We start from the raw sequence: 26010 nt of genomic DNA, 5'->3' as shown, positions 1-26010 counted from the left end.
TCAAGGCAGCGCCCAGGTTGTTGTGCGTCATGGCCCAGTCCAGCGGCACGCGCTCGCGGGTGTGCTCTTTCAGCGCCTGCCCATACGCGGCCACCGCCTGCGCCAGCCGGTCGGTGCCGCTTTCGCGCTCGCCCAGCGCGCGCAAGGCATTGCCCAGGTTGTTTTGCGTCATGGCCCAGTCCAGCGGCACGCGCTCGCGGGTGTATACATCAAGCGCCTGCTCATACGCGGCCACCGCCTGCGCCAGCCGGTCGGTGCCGCTTTCGCGCTGGCCCAGCGTCTGCAAGGCAGCGCCCAGGTTGTTTTGCGTGGCGGCCCAGTCCAGCGGCACGCGCTCGCGGGTGTATACCTCAAGCGCCTGCTCATACGCGGCCACCGCCTGCTCCAATTCGGCGCGCTGGCCTTGTTGCTGCCCACAGGTCGCCAATGCATTGCCCAAGGCCACCCACATGGCCGCCCTGCCATCGCCCTGCCAGCCCTCAACCAGACGGCGCAGTTGCCCGATGGCCGCCTGCAACTGGTCGGCCACGTAGCGACCGGTATCGCTGCTGACCGACAACTGCGCCAGCACTTGCGCGGCCACCGCGGCTTCAAAAGGCCTCTTGGCCTGCACGGGAAAGGTGAGCATCTGGCCCGCCGCCAGTTCGGCCCGCCCCAATTGACCCAGGTGCCGGGTGGTGAAGTACAGGCGTACGGTCTGCGCCTGATCCGGCAGCATGTAGCCCCAGACCAGCAGGTGTGCACCGGTGTGCTCAAGCTGCTGTTGCGCCTGTTGGTGCGCCTGAAGCAGGGCGTCGTCTGGTGCCGCGGCATCCAGCACCTGCGGCGTCCAGTCGAATTGCAGCCGTTTCAGGCCCTCAATCGCCTCCAGCGAAGCGACGAGCAAGCGCTCCACCTCGCCGCCGGCATCGCCCTGAATGTGGGCCACGGCCACGGAAAAGTGGCCTGCTGAAGCTGCGGGCAGCGGCTTAGGCCGGTCCTTGCCGGCAAAGCCGTGCGCCACCAGCCAGCCACGCAGGGCCTGACGGCGGCGGTAGAGTTGCCAGACCAGCCCACCGGCCGCCAGCAGGGCGATGACCCACCAGAACGGCAGATAGTGAAAAAAGGGCCTGGTCAGGGGCCAGGCGTCCTGCACCCAGCCTTGCAGCGTGTGCGTGTCGACAGCCGCTGACGCGGCCCCCGTTGCGGCCTTTGCTGACGTCATGGTCTGACTCACCTGGTGTCGGCTGGAGGCCAGCCGCCGTCAGGCAAACAACTCCGCCAGCGCCTCGCCCGGCTCGGGCGCGCGCATGAAGGTTTCGCCCACTAAGAAGGCATGCACGCCAGCGCTGCGCAGGCGGGCCACGTCGGCCCGGGTGGCGATGCCGCTTTCGGTGATCAGCAGGCGGTCAGCGGGCACGTCTTGCAGCAGGCCCAGGGTGGTGTTCAGGCTGACCTCGAACGTGCGCAGGTTGCGGTTGTTGATGCCGATCAGCGGGGTTTTCAGGCGCAGGGCGCGTTGCAGTTCGGGGCCGTCGTGCACCTCGACCAGCACCGCCATGCTCAAGGTGTGGGCGATGGTTTCCAGCTCGGCCATTTGCGCGTCGCTCAGGCAGGCGGCAATCAGCAAAATGCAGTCGGCCCCCATGGCGCGGGCTTCGTAGACCTGGTAGGGGTCGATCATGAAGTCTTTGCGCAGCACCGGCAGCGTGCAACTGGCGCGCGCTTGCTTTAAATAATCGGGGCTGCCCTGAAAGAACTGCCGATCGGTCAGCACCGACAGGCAGGCGGCGCTGACGCTACCGCCCGCGTCGGTGTTGCCCACGGCGTAGCTCTGGGCGATGTCGGCGGGCACGAAATCGGGCCGGATCACGCCCTTGCTGGGACTGGCTTTTTTGACCTCGGCAATCACCGCCGCCTGACCCTCAGCGACTTTGGCACGCAGCGCCCCCTCAAAGTTACGCGTGAGCACGCGGCTCTCGGCGTCGGCGCGCATGGCGGCCAGCGGCACCTGTTTGATGGCCGCCGCGATTTCTTCGCGTTTGACGGCCACAATTTCTTCAAGAATGTCACTCATTTATGTCACTCATCTTTGGGGAGCGAACTGCCTTCATCTGGCGGGCGCGAGCGCAGGATTTTGACAAACACGCGGTGCATGACCAGCGCGGCCACCAGAAACAGCGCCGACACGCCTAAAGCAATCCAGGTGCCCTCGTCTTGCCACATGCTGGGGTTCATGGTTGGGCCTTGTGGCTGAACGCCACCACCGCCTCCAGCCTGGCCTGGGCTGCGCCAGACTCCAGCGCGGCACGTGCTTTGTCGATACCGGCATGGATGTCTGGCACCACACCGGCGGCGTACAGCGCCACACCAGCGTTGAGCAGCACGATGTCGCGTGCCGGGCCCAGCTCGCCGCCCAGCACGCCGCGCAGCATGGCCAGCGACTCGGCCGGGGTTTCCACGCGCAAGGCGCGGTGGCTCATCATGGGCAGGCCAAAGTCTTCGGGGTGAATTTCATACTCGGTGATTTGCCCGCCTTTCAGCTCGCCCACCAGGGTGGATGCGCCCAGGCTCACCTCGTCCATGCCGTCGCGGCCGTACACCACCACGGCGTGTTCGGCCCCCAGGCGTTGCAGCGCGCGCACCTGAATGCCCACCAGATCAGGGTGGAACACGCCCATCAAAATGTTGGGCGCGTCAGCCGGGTTGGTCAGCGGCCCCAGGATGTTGAAGAAGGTTTTGACGCCCATCTCTTTGCGGATGGGGGCCACGTTTTTCATCGCCGGATGGTGGTTGGGCGCGAACATGAAGCCGATGCCCGTTTCAGCCACGCTGCGGGCGATTTGCTCAGGACTCAGGTTGATGTTGACGCCCAGCGCCTCCATCACGTCGGCGCTGCCTGATTTGCTGGACACGCTGCGCCCGCCGTGCTTGGCCACCTTGGCCCCGGCAGCGGCGGCCACAAACATGGCGCAGGTACTGATGTTGAAGGTGTGTGAGCCATCACCGCCAGTGCCCACGATGTCCACCAGGTGCGTGCGGTTGGCCACCGGCACCTTGGTCGACAGCTCGCGCATGACCTGCGCGGCGGCGGTGATCTCGCCAATGGTTTCTTTCTTCACGCGCAGGCCAGTGGTGATGGCCGCCACCATCAGCGGCGAGATCTCGCCTTGCATGATGAGGTGCATCAGGTGCAGCATCTCGTCGTGAAAAATCTCGCGGTGCTCGATGGTGCGTTGCAGGGCTTCTTGCGGGGTGATGGACATGGGCTGGGGTGCTCTCTCAGGTTCAAAGGGGTGTTCAGCGCAAGGCGGGAGTCTGACGGGATTTCAGGCCAGCGGCAGGTCGGTGCGCTCGGCGCGGGTGTGCTGGTCGTGCAAGTCGATCACAGGGGCCACGCCCAGCGCCACCAGAGTATGGCCCAGCGTGTGCGACAGACGGCAAGCTGCAAATTGCGCCGCCGCCGCGTCATAGCGCCGCAGCCAGTCGTTGCGGGCAGCTTGCTGCGCCAAAGCGGCGGGCCAGGCACCAGGGCGGCCATCCAGCCCCATGCGCCAGGGCTTGCCCGTCAAGCGGGCGCGAAAGCACTGTTGCACGCGGCACAGCGCCACGTAATGCGGATCGGCCCCGGCAGCACTGAAAAACGCCTGCACTTCGGGATCATCCGGCGCAAAAGTGCGGTGCGTGGCCAGCAGGCGCAGGCCCGCAGGCGTGTCGTACACGCGCACGCCCCAGCCGGGACGGGCGGCGACAAAGGCATCGACGCCCGCCAGCGCCTGGGTGCGCGCTGCGGCCATGCGCTGCGGGCGGCTGCGCTCCCAGCGCGTCCAGCGCGCCCGTGAGTACAGCCCGGCGGCCAGCATGCCGCTGGCGAACATCACGCCCAGCCACAGCACCGCCGACAACGGCATGCGCAGCGCCCACAGCGCCAGCGCCCCGACCAGCGCGCCCAGCACGAACGCCAGCCAGCCCTTGCCGCCCGGTGGTGGCGCAAATGGGTCGGTGTCCACATCGGCAAACAGCACTTGGGGCGTGTTCAGGCACAGCGCACCATAGCTGTTGCGGGTAATCACCTCGTCGCCGTGGCGCGATACCACTTCTTCGCGGATGGGCAGGCCATCGCCCGCGCCGTAGGGCAGCTTGCGTTCGCGCCGCTGTACCGCCTCGCCCGCCAGCGCGCGGGCCAGCGCTTGTTGCGCGCGCTCGTCGGCCATTTTTTGCGCGTCCAGTGCGCTGTGCATCGACCAGCCAAAGCGACGCACCGTCACTTGCTGGCCGCCAGCGTTTTGAGGCGCGCGCGCTTGCGCCCGGCCTTCGGCCCAGTAATCGGGTACCAGCATGCTCATGGTGTTTTGCTTTGCTCTTTTATTTCGCCAAGGCTTTCAGCGCCTGTTTGATGCCGTCGGCCACGGCGATGTCGGCGGGCAAGGACTTGAGCGCCGCCGCCGCATCACGGTCGCCATAGCCTAACGCCAGCAGCGCTTGCAGAATGTCGTTTTGCGCGTCGCTGGCGGGCGATGCGGCAGGCCCCAGGTCAGTGCCCAGCTTGCCACGCAGCTCCAGCAGCAAGCGCTCGGCGGTTTTTTTTCCGATGCCGGGCACCTTGACCAGGCGTCCGGCTTCCTGGCTGGTCACGGCCTGGCCCAGCTCGGCCACGCTCATGCCCGACAGTACAGCCAGTGCGGTGCGCGGCCCCACACCGCTGATTTTGACCAGGTGCCGAAACGCCTCGCGCTCTGGCGCGGTGGCAAAGCCGTACAGAATCTGCGCGTCTTCGCGCACCACGAAATGGGTGAGCACGCACACCGTCTCGCCGGGCGCGGGCAATTGGTAGAAGGTGCTCATCGGCACGTCCACCTCGTAGCCCACGCCGTGGCAGTCGATCAGGATGTGCGGTGGATTTTTTTCGGCCAGCAGGCCGGTCAGACGACCTATCACGATGGGCACCCGGTGGATGGTTGGCACAATCCGCGCATGGTGATGGCGCGGCTTAAAGCATCATGATAATTCAGAGCTAAACTGACCTTTAGCGCAGGTGCAGCAATCGCAAACAGCTACTTATTTGATAGCTTTCACGCAACTGCTGCCCGGCACCGCTCAGGGTCGCACCAGCCCACGGCGCGCGGCCTCCAGCGCGGCCTCGGCACGCGAGGACACGTTGAGTTTGCGGTAAATCTGTTTGACGTAATCGGCCACGGTGTGGCGCGACAGGCCCAGTTGCACGGCAATTTCGGGCAGGGTGTAGCCCTTGGCCACGCGCTGCAAGATTTCAGTTTCGCGCACGTTCAACGCCACCGCATCGGGATCAGTGCGCGTCCAGTCCAGCGGCTGCGCTGCGCTGCGCTGCTGGCAAAGTAGTTCAACACACGCCGTGCAATGGCGGGCGACAGCGGCGGCTCGCCCTGCTTGATGCGCCTGAGCGCTGCCACCAGCTCGGCCCGGGGCTGCTCTTTCAGCAAATAGCCAAACGCACCGGCTTGCAGCGCAGGGAACACATGGTCATCCCCCTCGTGGATGCTGACCACCACCGCCGCCGTCTGAGGCTGGTGCGTGCGCAAAGCCTGTACCACCTGCACCCCTGGCCCGTCGGGCAGGCCCAGATCGATCAGGGCCAGGTTAAACAGGCGGCTGGCCGCTTGCCGCAGGCCCTCTTCACAGCGCCCCACCGCCACGATGGTCGAATGGGGAAAAGCGGTCTTTACGGTGCCCACCATCCACTGGCGAATGTCGGGCAAGTCTTCAACAATCAAGGTGCACTGCATGTCGGTGGGCATCCTAATCTTGAGTACCTTTGACAGCGATACCTGCCCCACTTAAGTAGTTGCATATATGCGAACTTTAAGTCACATTTTAGCTTTCAAAGTGTGTGTTTAAAACATCGTTTTCCGGGGCACCTGTACTTGCAGTAGCACGCCACCGAGCGTGCTGGCCAGCCACTGAAACTGGCCTTGTAAACCCTGCACGCGGCGCTCGATATGGGTCAGACCCATGCCGGCCTGGCCCGCCCTTTGGCCTGCCGTTTGATCGGCCCGCAGGCCGCAGCCATTGTCTTCAATCGAAAGACTGAATTTTTCAGAGTCCAAAGCCAGCCGCACCCGACACTGTGCAGCACCGCTGTGGTTAATTAAATTGGTCACCGATTCGCGCAGCACGCGCGTCAGGTGCATGGCCGCACGCGGCGACACCAAAGCGGCTTGGTCGGCGGCATTGACATCGGCTTGCCAATCCACGCTGACCTCAGCCGCATGCAAACGGGTGATGCACTCGGCACGCCAGTCGGCCAGCACCTCGCCCAGCGGCAGGGGCTGCGCGGCCAGGTGGTGCACGATCAGGCGCATCTCTTGGAGCGCCTCGCGCGCCAGCGCAGCCACGGCAGCGTCAGCCGCGCTGGCGTGGGCCAGCGACAGCAGCTTGGCCCCCAAATCGTCATGCAGATCGCAGGCGATGCGCGCACGCTCGCCCGCCGCACCTTGTTGGTACGCGCCTTGTTGATGCGCACCGTCACCGGCCAGCACCCTGCACGCCAGTGCGTGCAACTGCGTGGCCCATTGTTGGTCGCGCAGATCGAATGCGCGGCGATGCTGCGAGCGGTGCACCACCATGGCGGGCAAATCAGCCAGCGCAGGCAGCCACAGACCTTGCCCGGCGGGCGTGATCTGCACCGCAAGGCCAGCACCGTGCGCGCCGCCAAGGTCAGGCTCCACCCGCGCTGCATCCAGCGATTGCGCCAGCAGCGCCGCCCAGCGCCCAGGGCGTTCGGCCGTCGGGGCGCAGGCCAAGTCCAGCACCTGCGTCACCAGGTTTTGCGCAGGGAGTGACGAATGGACAGCGTTGGATTTCACAAAGGCAGCGGTGCGACAATCGGGGGGTGATTCTCAGGCATACCTTCACCCCCCACAACAACACCCGATTGGCCAACCTGTGCGGCGTGACCGACGCGCACCTGCGCCTGATCGAGGTGAGCCTGCAAGTGGCGATCGCGCACCGGCACGAGCAGTTCAAAGTGGACGGCCCCAAAAAAGCCGCCGAACGTGCCCTCACCATGTTGCAGGCGCTGTACGAACTGGCCGACCGCCCCATTTCGCCCGACACCGTGCAGTTGATGCTGGCCGGTGACGGCAGCTCGCTCGATCAAGACCCTGACGGCGCGCAGGTGCTGCACACCCGCCGCAGCGACCTGAAGGCGCGCACGCCAGGCCAAAGCGTGTACCTGGAACACATCGCCCAACACGACATCACCTTCGGCATCGGCCCGGCGGGCACCGGCAAAACCTTTTTGGCCGTCGCCTGCGCGGTCGATGCGCTGGAGCGCCAGACGGTGCAACGCATCGTGCTCACGCGCCCGGCGGTGGAAGCGGGCGAGCGCCTGGGTTTTTTGCCGGGCGACTTGACGCAAAAGGTGGATCCCTACCTGCGCCCGTTGTACGACGCGCTGTACGACCTGATGGGCTTTGACCGCGTGACCAAGGCGTTCGAGCGCAACCAGCTCGAAATCGCCCCGCTGGCCTTCATGCGCGGGCGCACGCTCAACCACGCCTTCGTCATCCTGGACGAAGCGCAGAACACCACACCCGAGCAGATGAAGATGTTTCTGACCCGCATCGGCTTTGGGGCCAAGGCGGTGATCACCGGCGACGTGAGCCAGATCGACCTGCCCAAAGGCACCACCAGCGGCCTGATCGACGCCGAGCGTGTACTAGGGCGCGTCAAGGGCCTGGCCTTCACCCGCTTTACCAGCGCCGACGTGGTGCGCCACCCGCTGGTGGCACGCATCGTGGATGCCTACGATGCGTCGGCGTCTAGGCCGCGGCGCGAACCGTCTGCCCGCTGAAGGCATGGCTGCCGCGCTCACGCTGTCGCTGCAATTCGCCCGCTTTGATGATGCGGCGCTGCACCGCGCCGCCTTGCCGCGCCACCGCGTAGCGCGCTGGCTGCGCGCCGCCTTGGGCAGCGATGTGCAGCAGGCCGAAATCACCGTGCGCATCGTCGATGCGCCGGAAGGCCAGCAACTCAATCGCGACTTTCGCGGCAAGGACTACGCCACCAACGTCCTCACCTTTGACTACAGCGGCGCGCCCCTACTGGCCGCTGATCTGGTGTTGTGCGCCCCAGTCGTGGCACGCGAGGCGACCGAGGCCAATCAGCCGCTGACCGACCACTACGCCCACCTGTTGGTGCATGGCGCGCTGCACGCCCAGGGCTGGGATCATGAAACGAGTGCGGCAGATGCTGAGGCGATGGAAGCGCACGAAGTGGAGATTTTGGCCGCCTTTGGACTGCCGAATCCGTATGCGGGCTGAGTACCGCATCTGGCCAAAATAAGCTCGGCTGTTCGCCAGGCCATTCACTCACGCCCCATCCAGCACATGCGTGTCGGTTTGCCGCAGCACGCCTTTGCCAAGCAATGGGGCCAGCACCAGGGCGATCCAGTCAGGCCAGGGCAAGTCGGGTCGGTGCTGCTGGTGCAACTGGCGCAGTGCGGGCGCGTGCTCCAGCCAGTCGTAGAAGGCGGGGCGGGTCATCTGCTCGACATCGAGCAGCTGGTACTTGATGAGCACCTTGGCCGCGTACAGCGCGTGCTGCGCCGGGTGGTCAATGAAGTAAGCGATGCGCTGGCGCGCGCGCGCCAAGGCGGCGTCCATGGCACCGCCCGCACGCCCGAACGGTGCACCGTGGCCGGGGACGATCCAGGCTGGGGCCAGCGACTCGATCAAATCCAGCGTGTGGATAAACGGCTCAAAACCGCCGGAGCCATCAATGTGCGGAAAGATCACGCCCACGCCGTGTTCCCATAAGGCGTCACCGGCTGCCAACACGCCGCAGTCGGGTTGAAACAACAGCACGGCCAGCGCGTCGTGGCCGGGTGCGGCATGCACCTGCCAGTCGCGCATACCCAGGCGCACGGTTTGCCCCGGCACCAGTGCGTGCTGGGCCGCAAAGCGGGCGCAGCGTTGGGCGGTGTCGCCAAAAGTAAGCGCATCTTCATCCCAGGCTCGCACATGGGGCAAGGTCGGCTCCGGCACCCAGGTTTGCGCATGGGGCCAGGCCGATTGCAGCGCATGGGTGCCGCCGCAGTGGTCGCTGTGCAGATGGGTGTGGGCGATGGTGGCCAGCGCCTGCGGGCGGCCTGCTGCACCACCTGAGGCCTCACCCGATGTATCCCCCAGCGCATCAGCAATCAAACGCACCGTGTCGCTGGCATGTTTAACGTGGCCAGTGTCGATGACGGCAGGCGCATCGCCCAGGCAAAGCAGCTGGTTGGACGACAGCCAGTCGCGCTCAAGCACGCGCAAATCGGCAGGCCAGGGGGTGAGGGCGGTGGCAGTGATAGACAAATTCAACCTTAATAACTAATCTACAGCATGCAACAGGGTTAAATATTGATATTTTAGAATTACTTTTATAGGTAATTTTTCTCGTTTTGAGGCTCATCATGAACCTGATCCAAGCGTTGCGCCAAGTATTCCCCATCAACCCGCGGCGCACCCGACGCGTGCGCGACGCCGCCCAGTACCTGATGGACCATGTGGGTTTGCGCGGGCGTTGCGATTGTTTGTCCATGCGCGATGGGCAAGGGCGGCCTGCATACTTGCTGGTCATCTATACCCGCCTGAGCGTGCCGGTGGCCGAGCGCGAGCAGTTTCAGCCCTACTTTCAGCGCAAGCTGGCAGAGTGGGGCGAGATTGGCAGAGTGCCGCTGATGGTGGTGATTCGCGATGCGCATGACATGGCGCGCGCGCAGCAGCAGCACCGTCATGTCAGCTCCAGCCGCATCGCCTCGGTGCTGGCTGCTGCCAACGTGGGGCCAGACAGCGATTTGTTGACCGAGCAACTGGCCGTCATGCGCCAGCAGGTGCGCGATCGTGCGGCCGACCGCCGTCGCCAGCGCGCCGAAAGCGCTCCCATGCCCCTGACACCTCTGGTGCCAGAGCGACCCGTCAGCGGCCTGGGCGATATGGCTTCGATCTGACTCCATGCCCAAACCAAACGTGCATGGGGTTGGCACAACGCGTCCCGTGCGGCAGCAAGGTCTGCGCCTGGCCTTCATAGGCCTTGGCATGCACCCTTGAGATGAAAGCCGAATCAGCCAGACCGCTGACAATCTCTTAGAGCGTGTTCAAAGTCTCAGCGTGAAGGGTGTGGAATGCGGATTGGGATAGGTTGCAACGCAGCAGACCGCCCGAGGCCGCGCTCACACACCCGCGCAGAGACTTTCAACACGCTCTTACAGCCATGCTGCGCGAAATCAACGATGGGAAGTCAACGGCTTCATTGGAACGACGGTTTTTGGCGACACCCATGCAGACAATATCGGTTTGTCTGTAGCTGCCGCAGTCTTCGGACTGCGAAGAGGCGGTCTTTACAGGCACACTGCACGCTTTGCTCGGCGCTGCCAGCGCAGCCCGATCCGCCGCCTTCGCCTTATGACCGCTTCCCGCCCCACCACGCCGCCCGGCACCACCCGCACCACGCTGGCGCTCAGCGCCGCCGTGGGCGCGCTGCTGGCGTTGCTGGGTGCCGTGGCCGTACTGGCGGTACAAATGCACTTTGAGGCGCGCGACCGCGAGCATCTGCACCTGCGACTGGAGCAGGCACGCCAGTTGCTGGCCACCGTAGACAACACCGCCGCCCTGGCCGAGTTGCCCGCTCGCCTGAGCAGCGCATTCCGCAGTGAAGATGCGCTGGCCGTGCGCGTGCAAGGCGCGCTGGACCAAGCCCTGTTTGAACAGGCCCCGCACGCGGCCATGCCCGCCGCGCTGCTGGCGCGGCCCGCGCAAGCCCACCCCGCGCCGCTGGTGACTTGGGTTGCTGACCGCCATCACTGGCGCGGCAGCGCCCTGGTCATGCGCATGCCGCTGGACGGCGCGGCCCCCCTGACAGTGGCTGTTGCCGTCAACACCGAGCGGGAATACAGTTTCTTGTTCTTCTTTCGCGCTGCCGTGGCCGTTTACGTGGTGCTGGCCACCTTGCTGTGGGCCGCACTGGCGCATGGGTGGCTGGGACGGGCAGGGCGGCGCTGAAGAAATATGCAGGGGCATTGCAGCCAGCCCTTGCCCAAAACCAGGCCGCAGTGGTTTAATCGCGGCTGTCCGAAGGGGAGTAGCTCTCCTTGGCTTGGGTGCCGCGCGATCAGCGGGGCACCTCAAGTTCGGCGGGTCGTCAATACGAAGCCAGCGCTTTTTTCAGCGCCTCAGCTTCCGGCCCGTCGGGTGGCCTGCCTGATTTTTAAGGGCAAGCGCTATCGAGCAAGACCTTCGACCTCACGCTGCGCTTGGTGCGGCGGGTCGAACCAATTCAAGGTCTTGCAACTCCCATGGGTTGCCCAACCACCTTGGCCGGATTCGCGCCTGCTGCGCCCGGCCTGCGTGGTTTTGATTACAACCAATTAGGAACTTGCTGCTCATGGAATTCATGTCTGCCCCTTGGTGGTCGGCGCTGGCCGCCATCATCTTGATTGACCTGGTGCTGGCGGGCGACAACGCCATCGTCATCGCGCTGGCCGCCCGCAACTTGCCCAAACACCTGCAAAAACCGGCCATCATCTGGGGCACGGTGGGTGCCATTGTGGTGCGCACGCTGATGACGCTGGTCGTGGTGTGGCTGCTCAAAATCCCGGGCTTGATGCTGCTGGGCGGACTGGGCCTGCTGTGGATTGCCTACAACCTGATCTCCGACAGTGGCGATGGCGAGGACGAGCACGGCGTAGGTGCCACCACGTTCTGGGGCGCGATGAAGACCATCATCATTGCCGATGCGCTGATGGGCATCGACAACGTGCTGGGCGTGGCCGGGGCTGCGCATGGGGCGATGGATCTGGTGGTGATTGGCTTGCTGGTGAGCGTGCCGATCGTGGTGTTTGGCTCCACCATGGTGCTCAAGCTGGTGGAGCGCTACCCCATCATCATTCAGGGCGGTGCGGCTGTATTGGCCTGGACCGCCGCATCGATGATTGCGGGCGAGCCGCTGCTGGCCAATCTGTTCGGCCCGCGCGAAGCGCCTGAAAAGCTGTGGCGCTGGGCACTGGCGGCGGTGTGTGTTGCGGGCGTGCTGGGCGTGGCTTGGCTGCGCAAGCGGCAAATGGCCAGCGCCAAAGCTGCCAGCGGCGTATCCGACGACGATTGATGTCGGCCGCTGCCAGCGCGGGCGCTGCACTGGATGGCACGCCCCCGCGCAGGTATGCTTAGCGCGCATGAAACTCCTGTTGAACTGGTTGCTCTCGGCGGCGGCGCTGCTGGCCGTGGCTTACATCTACAGCGGCGTCACCGTGGCCAGTTTTGGCTCGGCCATGCTGGCGGCACTGGTGATTGGCCTGCTGAACGTGCTGCTGCGGCCTGTGCTGGTGGTGCTGACCATTCCCATCACCATTTTGTCGCTGGGGTTGTTTCTGTTTGTCATCAATGCGCTGGTGTTTTGGTCGGCCTCAGGGTTGTTGAGCGGCTTTCACGTCAACGGCTTTTGGGCTGCGCTGCTGGGTTCGCTGATCTATACCGCCCTAGGCGTCGGCATCGACGCGCTGCTGGCCAAGCCCAAGCCGCCCCAAAACTATTGAAGCCACCACGCGCTCCATCGCTCCCAATGAATCCCAGCGCCGCAGGCGCTGCGAGGGCCTTGTTTTATTTCCGCTTTTTCTCGTCCAGCTCTTGCTGACGCAGCAGTTCGCGCGCTTGGCGCAAGCGTACATCGACGATGCTGGCTTCAATCAGATCGGCATTGCCGCCCCGGTGCTGGCGCGAATAGTCTTGCGCGGCGCGCCAGCGGTCGATGGCACCGGCGTAGTCCAGGTGCGCCATGGGCACTTCGCCTTCGGCGCGCAATTGGCGCAGGGTTTGCCCCTGGGCGGCATAAGCCTGTGCCAGCGCTTGCCAGGCCCCAGCGTCGGATGGGTGGTCGCTGACCCACGGTTGCAGCGCCGATGCCGCATCGGCAGCGCGTCCGGTTTGCGTTTGCGCCTTGGCCCGCAGCAGCAGCGCGGCGCGGCCTGCACCGCTGCGCGCATCGGCTGCGGCAGGGCGCTGCATGCCTGACAGCCACTCCAGCGCGCGCGCGGGCTGCTCGGCGCGCAAGGCCAGGTCGGCTTGCAGCAGGCGCGCCTGTCGTGCACCGCGGGGGTCGCCCGCTACGGCTTGGGTCAGTGATTCAGCCAACGCTTGCGCGCGTGGCAGGTGGCGCAGCTCGGCCTGGGCCATGGCGGCGGCGTACAGCGCACCCACACGGTCAGCCAGCGGACGCTGGGCAAAGCCGGACTGCTCTGGCTCTGCCGCCCAGGCGCGCAGGATGTCGACGCCGGGACGACCCAGCACGCGGGCGCGGGCGGCCAACATCAGTGCTTCCACATCCTGCGACGGGCTGGCCTGCTGGTCACCGCGCTGGCCCAGATTGCGCTGGCGCTGCTGCATGTCGGCAATGCGCTGCGAGGTCAACGGGTGGCTGCGCAGGTAAGGCCAGTCGCCGTTGTCGTCGATGCGTGAGGCCATTTGCAGCTTCTCGAACATGCTGGAAAAGCCTTCGGGCGCAAAACCGGCCTGCGCCATCACGCCGTAGCCAATGCGGTCGGCTTCGCGCTCCATGTCGCGCGTGAAGTTGATTTGCTGCTGGATCAACGCCGCCTGTCCGCCCACAGCCAGCGCTGCGCCCGCTTGCGGGTTGCCCGCGCCCGCCACGGCGGCCAGCACCATGGCGGCCAGCATCAGCGGCGCTTGCCTGCCTTGCTGGCCCAGCATGCGGGCAATGTGGCGCTGGGTGACGTGGGTCATCTCGTGCGCCAGCACCGAGGCCAGCTCGTCGCGCGATGTCACCGCGCCAACCAGCCCGGTGTGCAGGCCAAAGTAGCCGCCGGGCAGGGCAAAGGCGTTGATGGTGCGGTCGCGCCCCAGCAGCACGCGCCAGGCGAAGCGCTCTTGCAGCTCGGCCGTGAGTTCGCCACGCGCACGTGCGCCCGCCATCAGGCCGCGCCACAGGTCATCGACATATTCGCCGGTGATGGGATCGTCCAGATAGTCAGGGTCGCGGTACAGCTCGCGCGCAATGGCGTCGCCCAGCTTGCGCTCTTCGAGCGGCGTCATGTCGCCCGCATCGCCCAGCGAGGGCAAGGCCAAAGGGGCATCCACCGGCGGCGAAGCAGGCGGCTGGGCATGACCGGCCGCGCTCAATACCGCTATGCTTATAGAAGCAGCCAACGCTTTGCATACCAGCGCCAAATTCTGATTTTGCTTAAAAAATTGAGTCATCCTTCAATGTCTTGCCAACGCCCTTTTGATGGGCCAAAACCAAAGAACTGCGTGCCCGTATGATGCCCGCATCGCCCCGTGTGTTCCACCCGATTTGTGACCACCTGCCATGTGCTCTGCCCCCACGCGTGCATCCGCGCCTTCCCCGCTGACCCACTTTGACGCCCAGGGCCAGGCCCACATGGTGGACGTGGGGGGCAAGCAGGCCACCCACCGCGTGGCCGTGGCCGAAGGGCGCATTGAGATGCAGCCCGCCACGCTGGCGCTGATCGAATCCGGCCACGCTAAAAAAGGCGACGTACTGGGCGTGGCCCGCATTGCCGCCATCATGGCCGCCAAGCAAACCAGCGCGTTGATTCCGCTGTGCCACCCATTGGCGCTGAGCCGGGTGGCCATCGAATTCAACACCCAGGCCAGCGCCACCCACACCGCGCTGCGCGCCGTGGCCTGCACCGCCACGGTGGAAACCACCGGCGCGACCGGCGTTGAAATGGAAGCACTGACTGCCGTGCAGGTGGCCCTACTCACCATCTACGACATGTGCAAGGCGGTAGATCGCGGCATGGTCATGACCGGCGTACGCTTGCTGGAAAAGCGCGGCGGCAAAAGCGGGCACTGGGCTGCGAACGCTGAGTCAACCAAGCCTGCTTGACTACGGCCCCACCCACTGCCGCAACACCCGCACACCCAGCGGGGCCAGCCGCTTGGCCAGGCCCAGCACGCAGGTATCTTTGCTGACCAAGGTGGTGCGCTGGGCTGCGGCCAGGTCGATGAAAGGCTGGTCGTCCGGGTCGCGGCAACGCACCTCGCAGGGTGCGGCGGCAGGCACGATGGCCGCGTGTGCATCAAAGGCCGCCAGCACCCCGTCCGCCGAGGGGCCGTGCGGGGCCAGATGGCGGGCAATTTGCGGATAACCCAGCACGCGCGCCAGCTCGACCCGCATGCCTTCGGTGGCCAGCCAGCGCAGTGACCCGGCTTGCAGCGCGCGGCGCAGGGCAGTGGTGGCCGGGTCGTCAAACACCCACACGTCAAGCACGACATTGGTGTCAATCACCACCGCCGGCAGCGGCGGGCCTGCCTGGTCACTGCCGTGGCGGATCATCCGGGCGGCGTGGTGGGCGTGCTGGACGTGCGGGCCACCAGATCAAAGCGCAGCAGGCGGCATTCGATCGGGCCGTTCCACATTGGCACGCGGCGCGATGCTTTCAGCCGCATGCGACCGGGTAATTTGAGATCGGGCGTCAGCAGCCAGGCCGTCCAACCGTCGTAATGGCTTTTCCAGTGTGCGGCCAGTTGGGCAAAAAATTCGTCCCCGGCGTTGACTTCGGCCTCGCCCATAGCGCTGCCTGCGGCACGCTCGCGCGACAGCGTGCCGCTTAAAAACGCCTCACGCCCGCCCTGCCTGCCCACACCAGCCACGCCTGCGGCGGCAATGCGTTCGCCGTAAGGCGGGTTCATCAAAATCACGCCGGGCGTGGGGCTGGGCGGCAGACGTTGCAGCGCGTCGCCACCGCGCAGTTGCAGCGCGTGCGCCACACCGGCGCGTTCGGCATTGCGCTGGGCAAAATCAACCATGCGGTGGGCCACGTCGCTGCCGAATATGCGGACGGCGGGGTGTTGCGCATCGTTGTCAGATTCAGCGCCTGATGAAACAGCCTTTTTAGCTTCTGCTTTGATAGCGTTCCAGGCCGATGCATCGAACAGTTTCAACTGCTCGAACGCAAAGCGCCGCTGCCCGCCCGCAGGCAGACCCAGCACCAGTTGCGCCGCCTCGATGGCGATGGTGCCGGAGCCGCAAGCCGGGTCGTACAAGGGCAGCGCAGACACGCGCCGCTCGGCTGGTTGCCACCAGCCGCTGGCCGCCAGCATGGCGGCGGCCAGGGTCTCTTTCAGCGGCGCGTCCCCCTTGTTTTGCCGCCAGCCGCGTTTGAACAGCGGCTCGCCGCTGGTGTCGATGTACAGCGTGGCGGCCTCTGGCCCCAGATGGGCCTGCACCCGCACCTGCGGCGTGTGCGTGTCCACACTGGGACGCACGCCGCCAGCCTGCTGGCGAAAGCGGTCGGCCACGGCGTCTTTGATGCGCAGGGCGGCAAAGTTCAGGCTGCGCACGCTGCTGGCCTGGGCGGTGATGTCGACACGAAAAGTCTGGCGCGGCGCAAACCAGTCTTCCCACGCTACGCCGTGGGCCAGGTGGTACAGGTCATGCTCATCACGGTGAGGCGCGTGGGCCAGCTCGATCAGCACACGCTGGGCCAGGCGGCTCATCAAATTCAGCCGCAGCATGGTGGCCCAGTCGGCCTGCACGCGCACGCCACCGCGCACGGTCAGTAAGTCGTGGCCAGACAAGCCTGTCAGGCCATGCACTTCGTCGGCCAGAAAGTCTTCTACGCCCGCAGCACAGGGCAAAAACAGGGACAGCACAGTCATGTCTGTGGTGGGCGCATGCCGCCAAGAATTCAGGTTGAATCAGCTTATAGCGCCTGTTTATTGGCACCATAAGCTTTTAATTTAATAGCAAACTTGCGTTGTCAGATCAAACACCCCAGACCACGTGGTCGCCCGCAGCAGCGCTGCGCTCCAGCAAGTCGATGAAGGGGGCCGCGCGGCGCTCCAGCGACACACCGTCTGCGTCATCGGCATCCCCGCCGTCGTTGTCGTCTGCATCGGCAGGTGCCTGAGTGGCTTTTTTCTGCGCTTCGATCGCTTGGCGCAGCGCGGCCAGCGCAGCGGGAATTTGCTCCACCGTGACGATGCCTTGCGGCCCTGGCGCTTTGCCGATGATCTTGAGCAGCGTCTCGGCATTGGGTTGCAGCATGACCACTTCAGCCACCGAGGCGGATTTGAACTTGTAAAGCATGGCGTTTCTCCATCAGGTCAACGACCAGGCGACGGCTGGCGGCACCCACTGCCGGGCCAAAGCCTGTTGCTGCCCATTGTGCACCTGCGGCGTCCGCATCTGCGCCCGCATTTACGCCCACATTTGCGCCCACAACCGCAACCGCGCCAAGGGCATGACGCGCATCAACCTCTGGTGCGCATGGGCGGTGGCATCATCGCCTCATGCCCCGCCGACCTGATGCCCTGAAATACCTCGCTCCCAACTGGTTTGCCATCGTCATGAGCCTGTGCGGTCTGGCGCTGGCCTGGAACCGTGCGACGGTTGCGCTGGGCGAAATGGCCACCGGCGTGGCGCTGGCGCTGGCTGTGGCCGCCGTGCTGGCGTTTGTGGCACTGACGCTGCTGTCGCTGGTGCGCTGGCAGCACTATGGCGAGGCGGTGGCCGGGGATTTGAAGCACCCGGTGCGCCACGCATTTTTTGCCGCCATGCCGGTATCGCTGATTTTGCTGGCGACGGTGGGGGTGGCGTTGCTGGGCCACCAGGGCTGGCTGGCGGCGCTGTGGTGGATCGGCTCGATCAGCCAGTTGGGCGTGACGCTGTGGGTGCTGGCGCGCTGGCTGAATGCTGACAAGGCGCAGCAACCCGGCTGGGCGGCGCTGACGCCGGCGCTGTTCATCCCCGTGGTGGGCAATGTGCTGGCCCCATTGGCTGGCCCGACGCTGGGGGCCACGGCCTGGAGTGCGGCGCAATTTGGCCTGGGTGTGCTGTTGTGGCCGGTACTGCTGGCGCTGTTGCTGGTGCGCATCGCCTCGCAAGGCATGTGGCCCGCACGGCTGTTGCCTGCCACCTTCATCAGCATTGCGTCGCCTGCGGTGATTGGCAGCGGCGTGCTGCAACTGGGCGGGCCGACGGTGCTGGCCTGGATGTGCTGGGGCGTGGCGCTGTTTTTTGTGCTGTGGAGCCTGCAAATCAGCCGCCAGATGCTGGTGCAGCCGTTTTCTATCGGGTTCTGGTCGCTGGGCTTTCCGCTGGCGGCATTTGCCACGCTGTCGCTGCGGCTGGCCATGCAACATCCGGCGGCCCAGGCACCGGCCATGATCGCGCTGGCGCTGGCATCGCTGGTGGTGGTATGGCTGGGCATCGCCACCTGGAAGGGCTTGCGCGAGGGCACGCTGCTGCAACCCGAGCCGGTAGCCATCGTGGCGGTGGGCGATTCGGGCGCGGCACCTGCGCCTTGAGGATTGCAGCCTTTGAAAATGGCAACTCAAACGTGCGTTATTTGGCGTTGCGTGCCCACGTGGGCCGCTATGGGGGCTGTCCGTCGGCCTTGAAACGCCATCATGCGTTCATATCTGCAAGTGGTGACCCACTCTGGGGCCACGTATGATGGCTGTGAAAGGCGCAACTGTTCATGAACACACTCTACGATTCCGAAAGCTTTGCCGTGGTGCATCTGTTGCCCGATACGCTGCCCGACGCGCAGACTGCCAACGGCGGCAGCGAAGCCCGGCCGCCCCAGTTGGCACGCCACGGGTTTGAAATCGTCGACAAACGCTCTGGCAAAGAGGTGTACCTGGACGGCTTGTGGGCCGAAATGTTTCAGCAACGCATCGTCGCCTGGCAGGAAAACACCCCCACGCAGGAAGAAGTGGAAGACACGCTGGAAGGCTACGCCGAGCTGGCCCAGAACCCGGTGGTGGTGCACTGAGCATCTGGCCAGAGCCAAAAGATATCCAACCAGAGGCCCACGCGGCCTCTTTCTTTTTTGCGGCATGGCTTTTGTGGACAGTTTTATGACGGGCGTATTTTTTACGGGCGGATCCTGCGTGTCAGCCAGATGCGCTGGCGCTGGGATTAGGATGAGGCCATGCCCCGATACCCCACCGTCGCAGCCGCGTGGTGCCTGGCCGTTGCCTTGATGGCAGGCTGCGCCGCAGCGCCACAGCCGTTGCCGCCGCTGCCACCCGAGCGCGCCGCTGCACTGGCCGCCCTGCTGCCCGCCGATGCGCTGCTGCTGGGCGAACAGCACGATGCCAACACCCACCAGCAGCTTGAGCGCCAAACCGTGCAATGGCTGGTGGGCCAAGACCAACTGGCCGCCCTGGTGATCGAAATGGCCGAGCAGGGTCATCACACGCGCAGCTTGCCGCCCACCGCCAGCGAGGCCGATGTGCGCGCCGCCCTGGCCTGGGCCGATGCGGCCTGGCCCTGGTCACGCTACGGGCCAGTGGTGATGACGGCAGTGCGCGCGGGGGTGCCGGTGCTGGGCGGCAACCTGCCACGTGCGCAACTGCGCCAGACCATGGCCGACGCCCGACTGGATACCCGCCTGCCACCTGCGGCACTGGCCGCACAGCGCGCGCGCATTCACCACGGACACTGCGGGCGATTGCCCGAGTCGCAACTGCTGCCCATGGCGCGGGTGCAGATTGCGCGCGACATCCACATGGCCAGCACGCTGCTGACCGCTCGCCAACCGGGCCGCACCGTACTGCTGGTGGCAGGCCAAGGCCATGTCGAGCGCCGCTTGGGCGTGCCCGTGCACCTGCCTGAAAATTTCAAGTCAAAAGTGCTGATAGCGCAATCCGAACAAGCACAAGCAGCTATTGAAAATAAAGCGAATATGGCGTTTGAAGCGCCCGCTGCCGACCTGGTGTGGCCCACGCCTGCGCTGCCACCGCACGATTACTGCGCTGATTTCGATCGCGCCAACAACGTCAAACCTCGGGCCAGCCAGCGTTAGAGCGTGTTCAACGTCTCGGCGTGAGGGGCGTGGAATGCGGGTCGGGATGGGCTGCAAGGCGCAAATCCTCGCGCAGAGACTTTGAACAGGTTCTTAGTGTTGGTCACACACCTGTTGCACCCAGACACATGGGCTTGACCAGCGCGTGATGAAATTGCCATGCGCACGCGCAGGTTGCCGCCAAGCTTGTCATTGGGCCTTCTGGATGCCGCACCACCACGTACAGTTTGCGCGTCAGATTTTGGGGCGCGCGGCCAACAGATGGTGCTTTTTTGCACAGGCATGGCCGTCGCAGCCCGCACTTTCATAACCCCACGACTTTTGTCCGTACCCAGCATTGCCGGGTGCGCAGCAAGGGTCGTTTTGCTTTCATTGCAAGCCATGTTTTCATTGCGCCTTTCGCATCGCCTGACGGTCACATCCGGCCCGCTGGCCCTGTTCACTGCGGCACTGGTTCCCGGCCTGGCCGCCGCCCAAGCGGCTGCGCCCATCGCCGCCGACATCACACCGCGCATCGAGCAATCCATCGCCTGGCAAGCCTGTGTGGATCAGCCCGACAGCGAACGCCTGGCCTGTTTTGACCGCTGGGCGCAGAACCAGCAGGCGCTGATGTCGGCGATTGAAGAAAAAGCACATTCGGTGGGCACTTCGCCCACGCGCCTGAGCGATCCTTACGCCGACCCGACCGACACCGCCAGCCAGCAATCAGCCGCACTGGCCACCACACAGCCCGATGTGGGCAACAGCCACACACCATCGGGTTCGACCGGCATCGTCGGCGTGGGGTTGGAGCAAGGCTGCCGTGACCGGCAGTTTTCTGATCTGTCGCGCTTTTGGGAGCTGGAATCCGGCTCAAGCTGCCCTACGTTTGGTTTGCGCGCCTTTCATCCCGGCACCATTGCCGCAGCCGCCAGCGACCGTGTGAACCAGCAACCCACCTCAGCCAACCCGGTCAACACCGCCAGCACCGCCACCGCCTACGACAAGCAGGAGATGCGGCTGCAACTGTCGGTGCGCACCAAACTGGCGGCAGGCATCTTTACGCCCGCAGGCGGCACCCGGCGCGATTCGCTGTGGGCGGCCTACACCGCGCAGTCAAGTTGGCAGTTGTTCAACGGTGCGCTGTCGCGGCCGTTTCGCAACACCGACCACATGCCTGAGCTGATTTACATCTATCCCACCACGCTGGACTTGCCCGGTGGCTGGACCTGGCGTTACAGCGGCGCGGGGCTGGTGCACCAGTCCAATGGCCAAAGCGATCCGCTGTCGCGCAGCTGGAACCGTGCCTACCTGATGGCCGGTTTTGAAAAAGACAACCGCCTGAACCTGCAATTGCGCTGGTGGAAGCGTCTGTCAGAAAGCAGCGCCAAAGACAACAACCCCGACATCAGCCGCTACATTGGGCGTGGCGACATCAGCCTGGGATGGAACATCAACACCAAGAACACCTTGCGCCTGACGTACACCGGCTCGTTCAACAAATACGGCTCTGGCAAGCTGGAATGGACGCGATCGCTGGGCGACGGATTGGGCAACAGCTTTTCGGGCCTGCGCCTGTACACCTCGCTGTTTTACGGCTATGGCGACAGCCTGATCGACTACAACTTCCGCCGTACGGTGTTTTCGATCGGCCTGAGCCTGAGCGACTTCTGAGCACGTTACTGGCGCGTCACCGGCAAGATCACCGGCAAAAAGACTTTGAACACGCCCTCAGGTCGGGCGCGCCGCATTCAGCGCCGCGCGCGTGGCCTGGGCGACTGCGCGCGCGGCGTCGGCAAACTGCATATCGTCTGCCGCATACAAAATGGCGCGCGAGCTGTTGACGATGACTGGTCCCACCGCGCCACCCTGTCCGTCGCTGCGCCAGGCCGCACGCACCGTGGCCACCGCATCGCCACCTTGCGCGCCCACGCCCGGAATCAGCAACGGCAACGCAGGGGCCAAGGTGCGCACCCGCTCAATCTCTTGCGGGTAAGTCGCGCCCACCACCAGACCCACCTGGCCGTTGGTGTTCCACGGCCCCGCTGCCAATTGCGCAATGTGTTCAAACACCGTCGGCTGGCCCGTCACGCTGGCCAGGCGCTGCGCCTGCACGTCATCGCCACCGGGGTTGGAGGTGCGGCACAGCAAAAACACGCCCTTGTCCTTGTAGCGCAGATACGGTGCCACTGAATCAAAACCCATGAAAGGCGACAGCGTGACCGCATCAGCCCCGTAGCGCTCAAACGCCTCCTTGGCGTACTGCTCGGCCGTGCTGCCAATGTCACCACGCTTGGCGTCCAAAATTACCGGCACCTGTGGGGCCACGGCGCGCATGTGCTGCACCAGGCGCTCCAGTTGGTCTTCAGCCCGGTGCGCGGCAAAGTAGGCAATTTGCGGCTTGAAGGCGCACACCAGATCAGCGGTGGCATCAACGATGCGGGCACAGAAATCGTAAATCCCTGCCGCACCCTGCACCACGCCCGCAGGAAAGCGGCCTGGCTCCGGATCCAGCCCCACACACAGCATGGACTGGTTCAAAGCGGTGGCCTGGCGCAGCTGGTCGATGAAAGTCATCGCGGCATTGTAGGCAGGGGCACCGGAGCTGCCCATGCAAACGCCGCTATTCAACCGATCGTCACAAAACGCACAAAGCAGCTACCGCCAGGAGGCACCACCAAGTCCACCACACACTCTGGTGTGCCACCGGGTTCGCTATGAAAAACATCCCAGGTCTGGGTACCCTGCACCCCCACCTGGGTGATCTTGTACGGCACGGCATTACCGTTGTGAAACTGGTAGGCACCGCCAAAGCCTTCAGGGCCGCTCAAGCCCTCCACGGTTTGTGCGGTAGCGGCCATCTCCAGCACCATCACAACCGGCTGCGCCTGCGCCCGCCCAACCCAGTGCCATTCAGCAGGGGCTGCACTCAAGGCCAGCGCCGCCGCCAGCAACGCCGCCCACGCTGTACGCCCCATGCTTCGGCGCAAAACGACACAGGCCACGCCTGCCACGGCCATCGCCAAAGCCAGCAAAACCCACTCACCCAACGCAGGCACAGCAGTTATGCCCGCCACGCCCGCCAGGGGCACATAGCCCACCACGCCACCTTCGGGCACGCCCTGGGCCTGTGCGGATGCCTGCAATGCCAGCCATCCGCTGGCCCCTGCCAGCATCTGAAGCGTTTTGATGCCGCGTGGGCCGGGTGCGTGGTAGCGTTTCATTTTTACCTCATTTTAATAAAACTATATTATTAAGTATAAGGATATTTTTATTGAAATTTAAATTTTATGTGCTACTTCGATGGAGTTCTTTAGCGACTGTGCTGGGCACGGTGCGGGCCTGCTTTTGGCCCCAACCGTTCGCAGACGTGGGAAAATGCGCTTTTGTTCACCGCCATCGTGCGAAGCTGGACAACCCACCCGTTCTTCATACAACCCATGTCGTCCTTACTGCATCCCATGCTCAACGTGGCCATTCGGGCCGCGCGCGCCGCTGGCACCATCATCAACCGCGCCGCACTCGATGTCGAAGCCGTGCGCATCTCGCAAAAGCAGGTCAATGATTTCGTCACCGAAATCGACCACGCCAGCGAACAGGCCATCATCGATGCCCTGCTCACCGCCTATCCCGGTCATGGCATCCATGCCGAAGAATCGGGCCGCACCCACGGCAATCCGCACGCTGACCACATCTGGATCATCGACCCGCTGGACGGCACCACCAATTTCATCCACGGCTTTCCGGTGTATTGCGTCAGCATTGCATTGGCCGTCAAAGGCCGCATCGAACAGGCCGTGGTGTACGACCCCACGCGCAACGACCTGTTCACCGCCACACGCGGGCGCGGCGCCTTCATGAACGAGCGGCGCATCCGCGTCAGCAAGCGCACGCGCCTGGCCGAAAGCCTGGTGTCAACTGGCTTTCCGTTTCGCAAGGGCGACGACTTTCAGGCTTATCTGCGCATGATGGCCGACGTGATGCAGCGCACCGCCGGGCTGCGCCGCCCCGGTGCAGCCGCGCTGGATCTGGCCTATGTGGCCGCCGGTTTTACCGACGGCTTTTTTGAAACCGGCCTCAAACCGTGGGATGTGGCCGCCGGTTCATTGCTGGTGACCGAGGCGGGCGGACTGATCGGCAACTTCAGTGGCGAGGCCGGTTACGTCGAGCAGGCCGAATGCCTGGCGGCCAACCCCAAGGTCTATGCCCAACTGGTACAGGTGCTGCGCAAATACTCTCGATTTGATAGCGATCAGCGTCCAGCAGGCGAGCGCAAAACGCCTATTACACTGAAGAAAAATGCACTTGCTGCATCATCTGCTGCATCACCTGACATGTCACCCGATGAGGCATCCGGCACCTCTTCAGATGCCCACTCGGACACCATCGACCCCGCCGCATGAGCAACGCGCCTGAGGCAGCGCATCAAGCCGCAGCCGAACCCGTGATCGAAGCAGCCCCACACCCGCGCGCCATCCGCAGCTTCGTCATCCGCGCCGGGCGCACCACCACCGGCCAGGCCCGCGCGCTGACCGAACTGGGGCCGCGCTACGTGCTGCCGTTTGATCCAAAAACTCCTGATTTGGTAGCTGCCTGCGCTTGCCACACAAGCGTCGCAGATCAAAAACACTCGAAAACCGTGCTCGAAATCGGCTTTGGCATGGGCCAGGCCACAGCGCACATTGCCGCGCTGCAACCCGATACGTTGTTCATCGGCTGCGAAGTGCACGAACCCGGCGTGGGCGCGCTGCTCAAGCTGATCGGCGAGCAGGGCCTGACCAACGTGCGCATCGTGCAGCACGACGCCGTGCAGGTGCTGCAACACATGATCACCCCTGCCACGCTGGACGGCGTGCACATCTTTTTCCCCGACCCGTGGCACAAAAAACGCCACCACAAACGCCGCCTGATCCAGCCCGCCCTGGTGCGCCTGTTGGCCGAGCGCATTGCCCCTGGCGGCTACCTGCACTGCGCCACCGACTGGCAACCCTATGCCGAGCAAATGCTTCAAGTGCTGCGTGCCGAGCCGCTGCTGGCCAACACCGCCACCACACCTGACGGCTACGCCCCGCGCCCCAGTTACCGGCCTGAGACCAAGTTCGAGCGGCGCGGCCTGCAACTGGGCCACGGCGTGTGGGATCTAGTCTTCACACGCACTGCCACGCCTGCGGTCTGATGAATGAGCCGTGTGCGGCACCCCCACTTGCCCCTGCGCAACGGCGTCAGCGCCAGTTGCGTGGCCGTGCCTGCGGGCGGCTGGCCCACCGTGCTGGACTTTCTGGCCGAACGCCTGCCCGTTTTGTCCCGTGCTGACTGGCTGGCGCGGCTGAATCAGGGCCACGTGCTGGACACGCAAGGCCAGCCCGTGCCCGCGCATGCGCCCTGCTCCAGCGGCCAGCGCCTGTTTTATTACCGTGGCTGGCCTGATGAGCCGCCCACACCCGAAGACGCCACCATCTTGTTCCAGGACGACTGGCTGGTGGTGGTCGACAAACCGCACTTCATGCCCGTCACCCCCAGCGGGCGCTTTGTGCAGCGCAGCCTGCTGGTGCAGCTCAAACGTCGCCTTGGTTTGCCCCACTTAAGCCCGTTGCACCGCATCGACCGCGAAACCGCCGGGCTGGTCGTGCTGGCCGTGCAACCCAACACGCGCGCCGCCTATCAAGCCCTGTTTCGCGACCGGCAGGTAGGCAAACTCTACGAAGCCGTGGCCCCGTACCTACCCGCGCTGGCGCTGCCCCACACCCACTGCAGCCGACTTGAAGCCGATGCCGAGCGCTTTTTCATCTCGCGCGAAGTGCCCGGCCCACCCAACAGCGAAACCCATATCGAGCACGCCGCCATGCTGGCAGGTGGCCAGCATGCGCTGTACCACTTGCGCCCTGTCACCGGCCAACGACACCAACTGCGTCTGCACATGGCCGCATTGGGCGCACCCATCCTGGGTGACAGCTTTTACCCCCGTGTACTGCGCCCGGCCCAAGCGCCCGACGACCTTCTCCACCCCCTGCAACTGCTGGCGCGGCACTTAAGCTTTACCGACCCGGTAACAGGGCAGAAGCGGCAGTTTGAGTCTGTGCGCAGCTTGGCGGCAATCCAAGATCAAGATGGATAACCAGCCCCCATTTCGCACCGTGGCAAATCGACGCAGTTTGGATGAAGGCTTGCGATCACATAGCTCTTGTGGTGTGTGACGCAATAAAGCTCTATAAATATCGAAGTATTGGGCATGCTGTCTGAAT

Annotated in this window: 29 protein-coding genes and 1 pseudogene; 14 read left to right on the top strand and 16 right to left on the bottom strand. The window is 64.7% G+C overall.

All coding sequences use genetic code 11. The features are described from left to right. The 9 genes and pseudogenes from ACK5NW_RS08930 to ACK5NW_RS08890 form a co-directional block, all read right to left on the bottom strand. Window positions 1-1204: pseudogene (locus ACK5NW_RS08930) on the bottom strand (hypothetical protein); the annotation flags it as partial. Between the two features lie 39 nt (window positions 1205-1243). Beyond that, complete coding sequence (gene trpC / locus ACK5NW_RS08925) at window positions 1244-2056, bottom strand: indole-3-glycerol phosphate synthase TrpC (RefSeq protein ID WP_416927174.1); 813 nt, start codon at window positions 2054-2056, stop codon at window positions 1244-1246. 5 nt (window positions 2057-2061) lie between these two features. After that, window positions 2062-2217: a hypothetical protein gene (locus ACK5NW_RS08920; RefSeq protein ID WP_416927172.1), complete on the bottom strand. Its 156-nt coding sequence runs from the start codon at window positions 2215-2217 to the stop codon at window positions 2062-2064. After that, entirely contained in the window at window positions 2214-3245 is a 1032-nt protein-coding gene (gene trpD / locus ACK5NW_RS08915; RefSeq protein ID WP_416927170.1) for an anthranilate phosphoribosyltransferase, read from the bottom strand. The genes ACK5NW_RS08920 and trpD overlap by 4 nt, the downstream gene beginning before the upstream one ends. Before the next feature lie 63 nt (window positions 3246-3308). Beyond that, window positions 3309-4325: a hypothetical protein gene (locus ACK5NW_RS08910; protein ID WP_416927168.1), complete on the bottom strand. Its 1017-nt coding sequence runs from the start codon at window positions 4323-4325 to the stop codon at window positions 3309-3311. A 19-nt stretch (window positions 4326-4344) separates the two neighbouring features. Then, window positions 4345-4917 carry a Holliday junction branch migration protein RuvA gene (gene ruvA, locus ACK5NW_RS08905; protein WP_416927176.1) on the bottom strand — a complete coding sequence of 191 codons (573 nt, stop codon included), beginning with the start codon at window positions 4915-4917 and terminating at the stop codon, window positions 4345-4347. Window positions 4918-5076: 159 nt separating this feature from the next. Further along, window positions 5077-5262 (bottom strand): response regulator transcription factor, encoded by a 186-nt coding sequence (locus ACK5NW_RS08900; protein WP_416927166.1) that lies wholly within the window; start codon window positions 5260-5262, stop codon window positions 5077-5079. A gap of 2 nt (window positions 5263-5264) precedes the next feature. Next, entirely contained in the window at window positions 5265-5753 is a 489-nt protein-coding gene (locus tag ACK5NW_RS08895) for a response regulator (protein WP_416927164.1), read from the bottom strand. 96 nt (window positions 5754-5849) lie between these two features. Beyond that, a complete protein-coding gene (locus ACK5NW_RS08890; RefSeq protein WP_416927162.1) occupies window positions 5850-6821 on the bottom strand; it encodes a sensor histidine kinase in 972 nt (323 codons plus the stop codon). Between the two features lie 26 nt (window positions 6822-6847). On the opposite strand from ACK5NW_RS08890, the gene ACK5NW_RS08885 reads away from it, so the two are divergent. Both ACK5NW_RS08885 and ybeY read left to right on the top strand, forming a co-directional pair. Continuing rightward, window positions 6848-7810 carry a PhoH family protein gene (locus ACK5NW_RS08885; protein WP_416927160.1) on the top strand — a complete coding sequence of 321 codons (963 nt, stop codon included), beginning with the start codon at window positions 6848-6850 and terminating at the stop codon, window positions 7808-7810. After that, a complete protein-coding gene (ybeY, locus tag ACK5NW_RS08880) occupies window positions 7767-8279 on the top strand; it encodes an rRNA maturation RNase YbeY (protein ID WP_416927158.1) in 513 nt (170 codons plus the stop codon). Before ACK5NW_RS08885 ends, ybeY begins: the two co-directional genes overlap by 44 nt. A gap of 48 nt (window positions 8280-8327) precedes the next feature. On the opposite strand, the gene ACK5NW_RS08875 is transcribed toward ybeY, so the two are convergent. Beyond that, window positions 8328-9314 carry an MBL fold metallo-hydrolase gene (locus tag ACK5NW_RS08875; protein WP_416927156.1) on the bottom strand — a complete coding sequence of 329 codons (987 nt, stop codon included), beginning with the start codon at window positions 9312-9314 and terminating at the stop codon, window positions 8328-8330. 98 nt (window positions 9315-9412) lie between these two features. On the opposite strand from ACK5NW_RS08875, the gene ACK5NW_RS08870 reads away from it, so the two are divergent. The 4 genes from ACK5NW_RS08870 to ACK5NW_RS08855 all read left to right on the top strand — a co-directional run bounded on the left by ACK5NW_RS08870 (window position 9413) and on the right by ACK5NW_RS08855 (window position 12529). Continuing rightward, window positions 9413-9949, top strand: a complete 537-nt coding sequence (locus ACK5NW_RS08870) for a hypothetical protein (RefSeq protein ID WP_416927154.1) — start codon at window positions 9413-9415, stop codon at window positions 9947-9949. A 454-nt stretch (window positions 9950-10403) separates the two neighbouring features. After that, window positions 10404-11000, top strand: a complete 597-nt coding sequence (locus ACK5NW_RS08865) for a hypothetical protein (RefSeq protein ID WP_416927152.1) — start codon at window positions 10404-10406, stop codon at window positions 10998-11000. Between the two features lie 382 nt (window positions 11001-11382). Next, on the top strand, window positions 11383-12102 hold the full coding sequence (locus tag ACK5NW_RS08860) for a TerC family protein (protein ID WP_416927150.1): 720 nt from the start codon (window positions 11383-11385) through the stop codon (window positions 12100-12102). A gap of 67 nt (window positions 12103-12169) precedes the next feature. Beyond that, a complete protein-coding gene (locus ACK5NW_RS08855) occupies window positions 12170-12529 on the top strand; it encodes a phage holin family protein (protein WP_416927148.1) in 360 nt (119 codons plus the stop codon). A gap of 64 nt (window positions 12530-12593) precedes the next feature. Here the strand turns inward: ACK5NW_RS08855 and ACK5NW_RS08850 are convergent, their stop codons facing one another. Continuing rightward, window positions 12594-14207 (bottom strand): M48 family metalloprotease, encoded by a 1614-nt coding sequence (locus ACK5NW_RS08850; RefSeq protein WP_416927146.1) that lies wholly within the window; start codon window positions 14205-14207, stop codon window positions 12594-12596. Window positions 14208-14316: 109 nt separating this feature from the next. Between ACK5NW_RS08850 and moaC the strand changes: the two genes are divergently transcribed. Beyond that, complete coding sequence (moaC, locus tag ACK5NW_RS08845) at window positions 14317-14859, top strand: cyclic pyranopterin monophosphate synthase MoaC (RefSeq protein WP_416927144.1); 543 nt, start codon at window positions 14317-14319, stop codon at window positions 14857-14859. Here the strand turns inward: moaC and ACK5NW_RS08840 are convergent, their stop codons facing one another. The 3 genes from ACK5NW_RS08840 to ACK5NW_RS08830 all read right to left on the bottom strand — a co-directional run bounded on the left by ACK5NW_RS08840 (window position 14860) and on the right by ACK5NW_RS08830 (window position 17064). Next, window positions 14860-15309 carry a putative toxin-antitoxin system toxin component, PIN family gene (locus tag ACK5NW_RS08840; protein WP_416927142.1) on the bottom strand — a complete coding sequence of 150 codons (450 nt, stop codon included), beginning with the start codon at window positions 15307-15309 and terminating at the stop codon, window positions 14860-14862. Beyond that, window positions 15306-16634: a THUMP domain-containing class I SAM-dependent RNA methyltransferase gene (locus ACK5NW_RS08835; RefSeq protein ID WP_416927140.1), complete on the bottom strand. Its 1329-nt coding sequence runs from the start codon at window positions 16632-16634 to the stop codon at window positions 15306-15308. The genes ACK5NW_RS08840 and ACK5NW_RS08835 overlap by 4 nt, the downstream gene beginning before the upstream one ends. Window positions 16635-16740: 106 nt before the next feature. Beyond that, on the bottom strand, window positions 16741-17064 hold the full coding sequence (locus ACK5NW_RS08830; RefSeq protein WP_416927138.1) for a DUF1840 domain-containing protein: 324 nt from the start codon (window positions 17062-17064) through the stop codon (window positions 16741-16743). A 203-nt stretch (window positions 17065-17267) separates the two neighbouring features. Here ACK5NW_RS08830 and ACK5NW_RS08825 point away from each other — a divergent pair, with 203 nt between their 5' ends. The 4 genes from ACK5NW_RS08825 to ACK5NW_RS08810 all read left to right on the top strand — a co-directional run bounded on the left by ACK5NW_RS08825 (window position 17268) and on the right by ACK5NW_RS08810 (window position 21442). Then, window positions 17268-18284, top strand: coding sequence for a C4-dicarboxylate ABC transporter (locus ACK5NW_RS08825; protein WP_416927136.1), 1017 nt, complete (start codon window positions 17268-17270; stop codon window positions 18282-18284). A gap of 173 nt (window positions 18285-18457) precedes the next feature. After that, a complete protein-coding gene (locus ACK5NW_RS08820) occupies window positions 18458-18754 on the top strand; it encodes a DUF3567 domain-containing protein (protein WP_416927134.1) in 297 nt (98 codons plus the stop codon). A gap of 159 nt (window positions 18755-18913) precedes the next feature. After that, window positions 18914-19789: a ChaN family lipoprotein gene (locus ACK5NW_RS08815; RefSeq protein WP_416927132.1), complete on the top strand. Its 876-nt coding sequence runs from the start codon at window positions 18914-18916 to the stop codon at window positions 19787-19789. A gap of 381 nt (window positions 19790-20170) precedes the next feature. Then, the gene (locus tag ACK5NW_RS08810) at window positions 20171-21442 is read left to right on the top strand and encodes a phospholipase A (RefSeq protein WP_416927130.1); all 1272 of its coding nucleotides are present in this window, start codon (window positions 20171-20173) and stop codon (window positions 21440-21442) included. 57 nt (window positions 21443-21499) lie between these two features. Here ACK5NW_RS08810 and pyrF read toward each other — a convergent pair whose 3' ends face one another. Together pyrF and ACK5NW_RS08800 are read right to left on the bottom strand one after the other, a co-directional pair. Beyond that, on the bottom strand, window positions 21500-22345 hold the full coding sequence (pyrF, locus tag ACK5NW_RS08805; protein WP_416927128.1) for an orotidine-5'-phosphate decarboxylase: 846 nt from the start codon (window positions 22343-22345) through the stop codon (window positions 21500-21502). 50 nt (window positions 22346-22395) lie between these two features. Next, window positions 22396-22992: a midcut-by-XrtH protein gene (locus ACK5NW_RS08800; protein WP_416927126.1), complete on the bottom strand. Its 597-nt coding sequence runs from the start codon at window positions 22990-22992 to the stop codon at window positions 22396-22398. Window positions 22993-23208: 216 nt separating this feature from the next. Between ACK5NW_RS08800 and ACK5NW_RS08795 the strand changes: the two genes are divergently transcribed. The 3 genes from ACK5NW_RS08795 to ACK5NW_RS08785 are packed head-to-tail and all read left to right on the top strand — an operon-like array spanning window position 23209 to window position 25883. Beyond that, window positions 23209-24171: an inositol monophosphatase family protein gene (locus tag ACK5NW_RS08795; RefSeq protein WP_416927124.1), complete on the top strand. Its 963-nt coding sequence runs from the start codon at window positions 23209-23211 to the stop codon at window positions 24169-24171. Further along, window positions 24168-24944, top strand: a complete 777-nt coding sequence (gene trmB, locus ACK5NW_RS08790) for a tRNA (guanosine(46)-N7)-methyltransferase TrmB (RefSeq protein WP_416927122.1) — start codon at window positions 24168-24170, stop codon at window positions 24942-24944. The genes ACK5NW_RS08795 and trmB overlap by 4 nt, the downstream gene beginning before the upstream one ends. 3 nt (window positions 24945-24947) lie before the next feature. Continuing rightward, window positions 24948-25883, top strand: a complete 936-nt coding sequence (locus ACK5NW_RS08785; RefSeq protein ID WP_416927120.1) for a pseudouridine synthase — start codon at window positions 24948-24950, stop codon at window positions 25881-25883. The last annotated feature ends 127 nt before the right edge of the window (window positions 25884-26010 follow it).

This window comes from Ottowia sp. (genome assembly GCF_047975795.1).
GTDB lineage: Bacteria > Pseudomonadota > Gammaproteobacteria > Burkholderiales > Burkholderiaceae_C > Ottowia.
This window is presented reverse-complemented; position numbering and strand designations above follow the sequence as displayed.

Bases quoted from the DNA above. Each gene is read 5' to 3' on its own strand.
- ACK5NW_RS08860 (WP_416927150.1), top strand. From the start codon at position 11,383: ATGGAATTCATGTCTGCCCCTTGGTGGTCGGCGCTGGCCGCCATCATC.
- ACK5NW_RS08895 (WP_416927164.1), bottom strand. From the start codon at position 5,753: ATGCCCACCGACATGCAGTGCACCTTGATTGTTGAAGACTTGCCCGAC.
- ACK5NW_RS08835 (WP_416927140.1), bottom strand. From the start codon at position 16,634: ATGACTGTGCTGTCCCTGTTTTTGCCCTGTGCTGCGGGCGTAGAAGAC.
- ACK5NW_RS08815 (WP_416927132.1), top strand. From the start codon at position 18,914: ATGCCCCGATACCCCACCGTCGCAGCCGCGTGGTGCCTGGCCGTTGCC.
- trpC (WP_416927174.1), bottom strand. From the start codon at position 2,056: ATGAGTGACATTCTTGAAGAAATTGTGGCCGTCAAACGCGAAGAAATC.
- ACK5NW_RS08870 (WP_416927154.1), top strand. From the start codon at position 9,413: ATGAACCTGATCCAAGCGTTGCGCCAAGTATTCCCCATCAACCCGCGG.
- ACK5NW_RS08800 (WP_416927126.1), bottom strand. From the start codon at position 22,992: ATGAAACGCTACCACGCACCCGGCCCACGCGGCATCAAAACGCTTCAG.
- pyrF (WP_416927128.1), bottom strand. From the start codon at position 22,345: ATGACTTTCATCGACCAGCTGCGCCAGGCCACCGCTTTGAACCAGTCC.
- ybeY (WP_416927158.1), top strand. From the start codon at position 7,767: ATGCGTCGGCGTCTAGGCCGCGGCGCGAACCGTCTGCCCGCTGAAGGC.
- trpD (WP_416927170.1), bottom strand. From the start codon at position 3,245: ATGTCCATCACCCCGCAAGAAGCCCTGCAACGCACCATCGAGCACCGC.
- ACK5NW_RS08820 (WP_416927134.1), top strand. From the start codon at position 18,458: ATGAACACACTCTACGATTCCGAAAGCTTTGCCGTGGTGCATCTGTTG.
- ACK5NW_RS08810 (WP_416927130.1), top strand. From the start codon at position 20,171: ATGTTTTCATTGCGCCTTTCGCATCGCCTGACGGTCACATCCGGCCCG.
- ACK5NW_RS08865 (WP_416927152.1), top strand. From the start codon at position 10,404: ATGACCGCTTCCCGCCCCACCACGCCGCCCGGCACCACCCGCACCACG.
- ACK5NW_RS08910 (WP_416927168.1), bottom strand. From the start codon at position 4,325: ATGAGCATGCTGGTACCCGATTACTGGGCCGAAGGCCGGGCGCAAGCG.
- ACK5NW_RS08855 (WP_416927148.1), top strand. From the start codon at position 12,170: ATGAAACTCCTGTTGAACTGGTTGCTCTCGGCGGCGGCGCTGCTGGCC.
- moaC (WP_416927144.1), top strand. From the start codon at position 14,317: ATGTGCTCTGCCCCCACGCGTGCATCCGCGCCTTCCCCGCTGACCCAC.
- ACK5NW_RS08850 (WP_416927146.1), bottom strand. From the start codon at position 14,207: ATGACTCAATTTTTTAAGCAAAATCAGAATTTGGCGCTGGTATGCAAA.
- ACK5NW_RS08785 (WP_416927120.1), top strand. From the start codon at position 24,948: ATGAGCCGTGTGCGGCACCCCCACTTGCCCCTGCGCAACGGCGTCAGC.
- ACK5NW_RS08840 (WP_416927142.1), bottom strand. From the start codon at position 15,309: ATGATCCGCCACGGCAGTGACCAGGCAGGCCCGCCGCTGCCGGCGGTG.
- ACK5NW_RS08920 (WP_416927172.1), bottom strand. From the start codon at position 2,217: ATGAACCCCAGCATGTGGCAAGACGAGGGCACCTGGATTGCTTTAGGC.
- ACK5NW_RS08825 (WP_416927136.1), top strand. From the start codon at position 17,268: ATGCCCCGCCGACCTGATGCCCTGAAATACCTCGCTCCCAACTGGTTT.
- ACK5NW_RS08830 (WP_416927138.1), bottom strand. From the start codon at position 17,064: ATGCTTTACAAGTTCAAATCCGCCTCGGTGGCTGAAGTGGTCATGCTG.
- ACK5NW_RS08795 (WP_416927124.1), top strand. From the start codon at position 23,209: ATGTCGTCCTTACTGCATCCCATGCTCAACGTGGCCATTCGGGCCGCG.
- trmB (WP_416927122.1), top strand. From the start codon at position 24,168: ATGAGCAACGCGCCTGAGGCAGCGCATCAAGCCGCAGCCGAACCCGTG.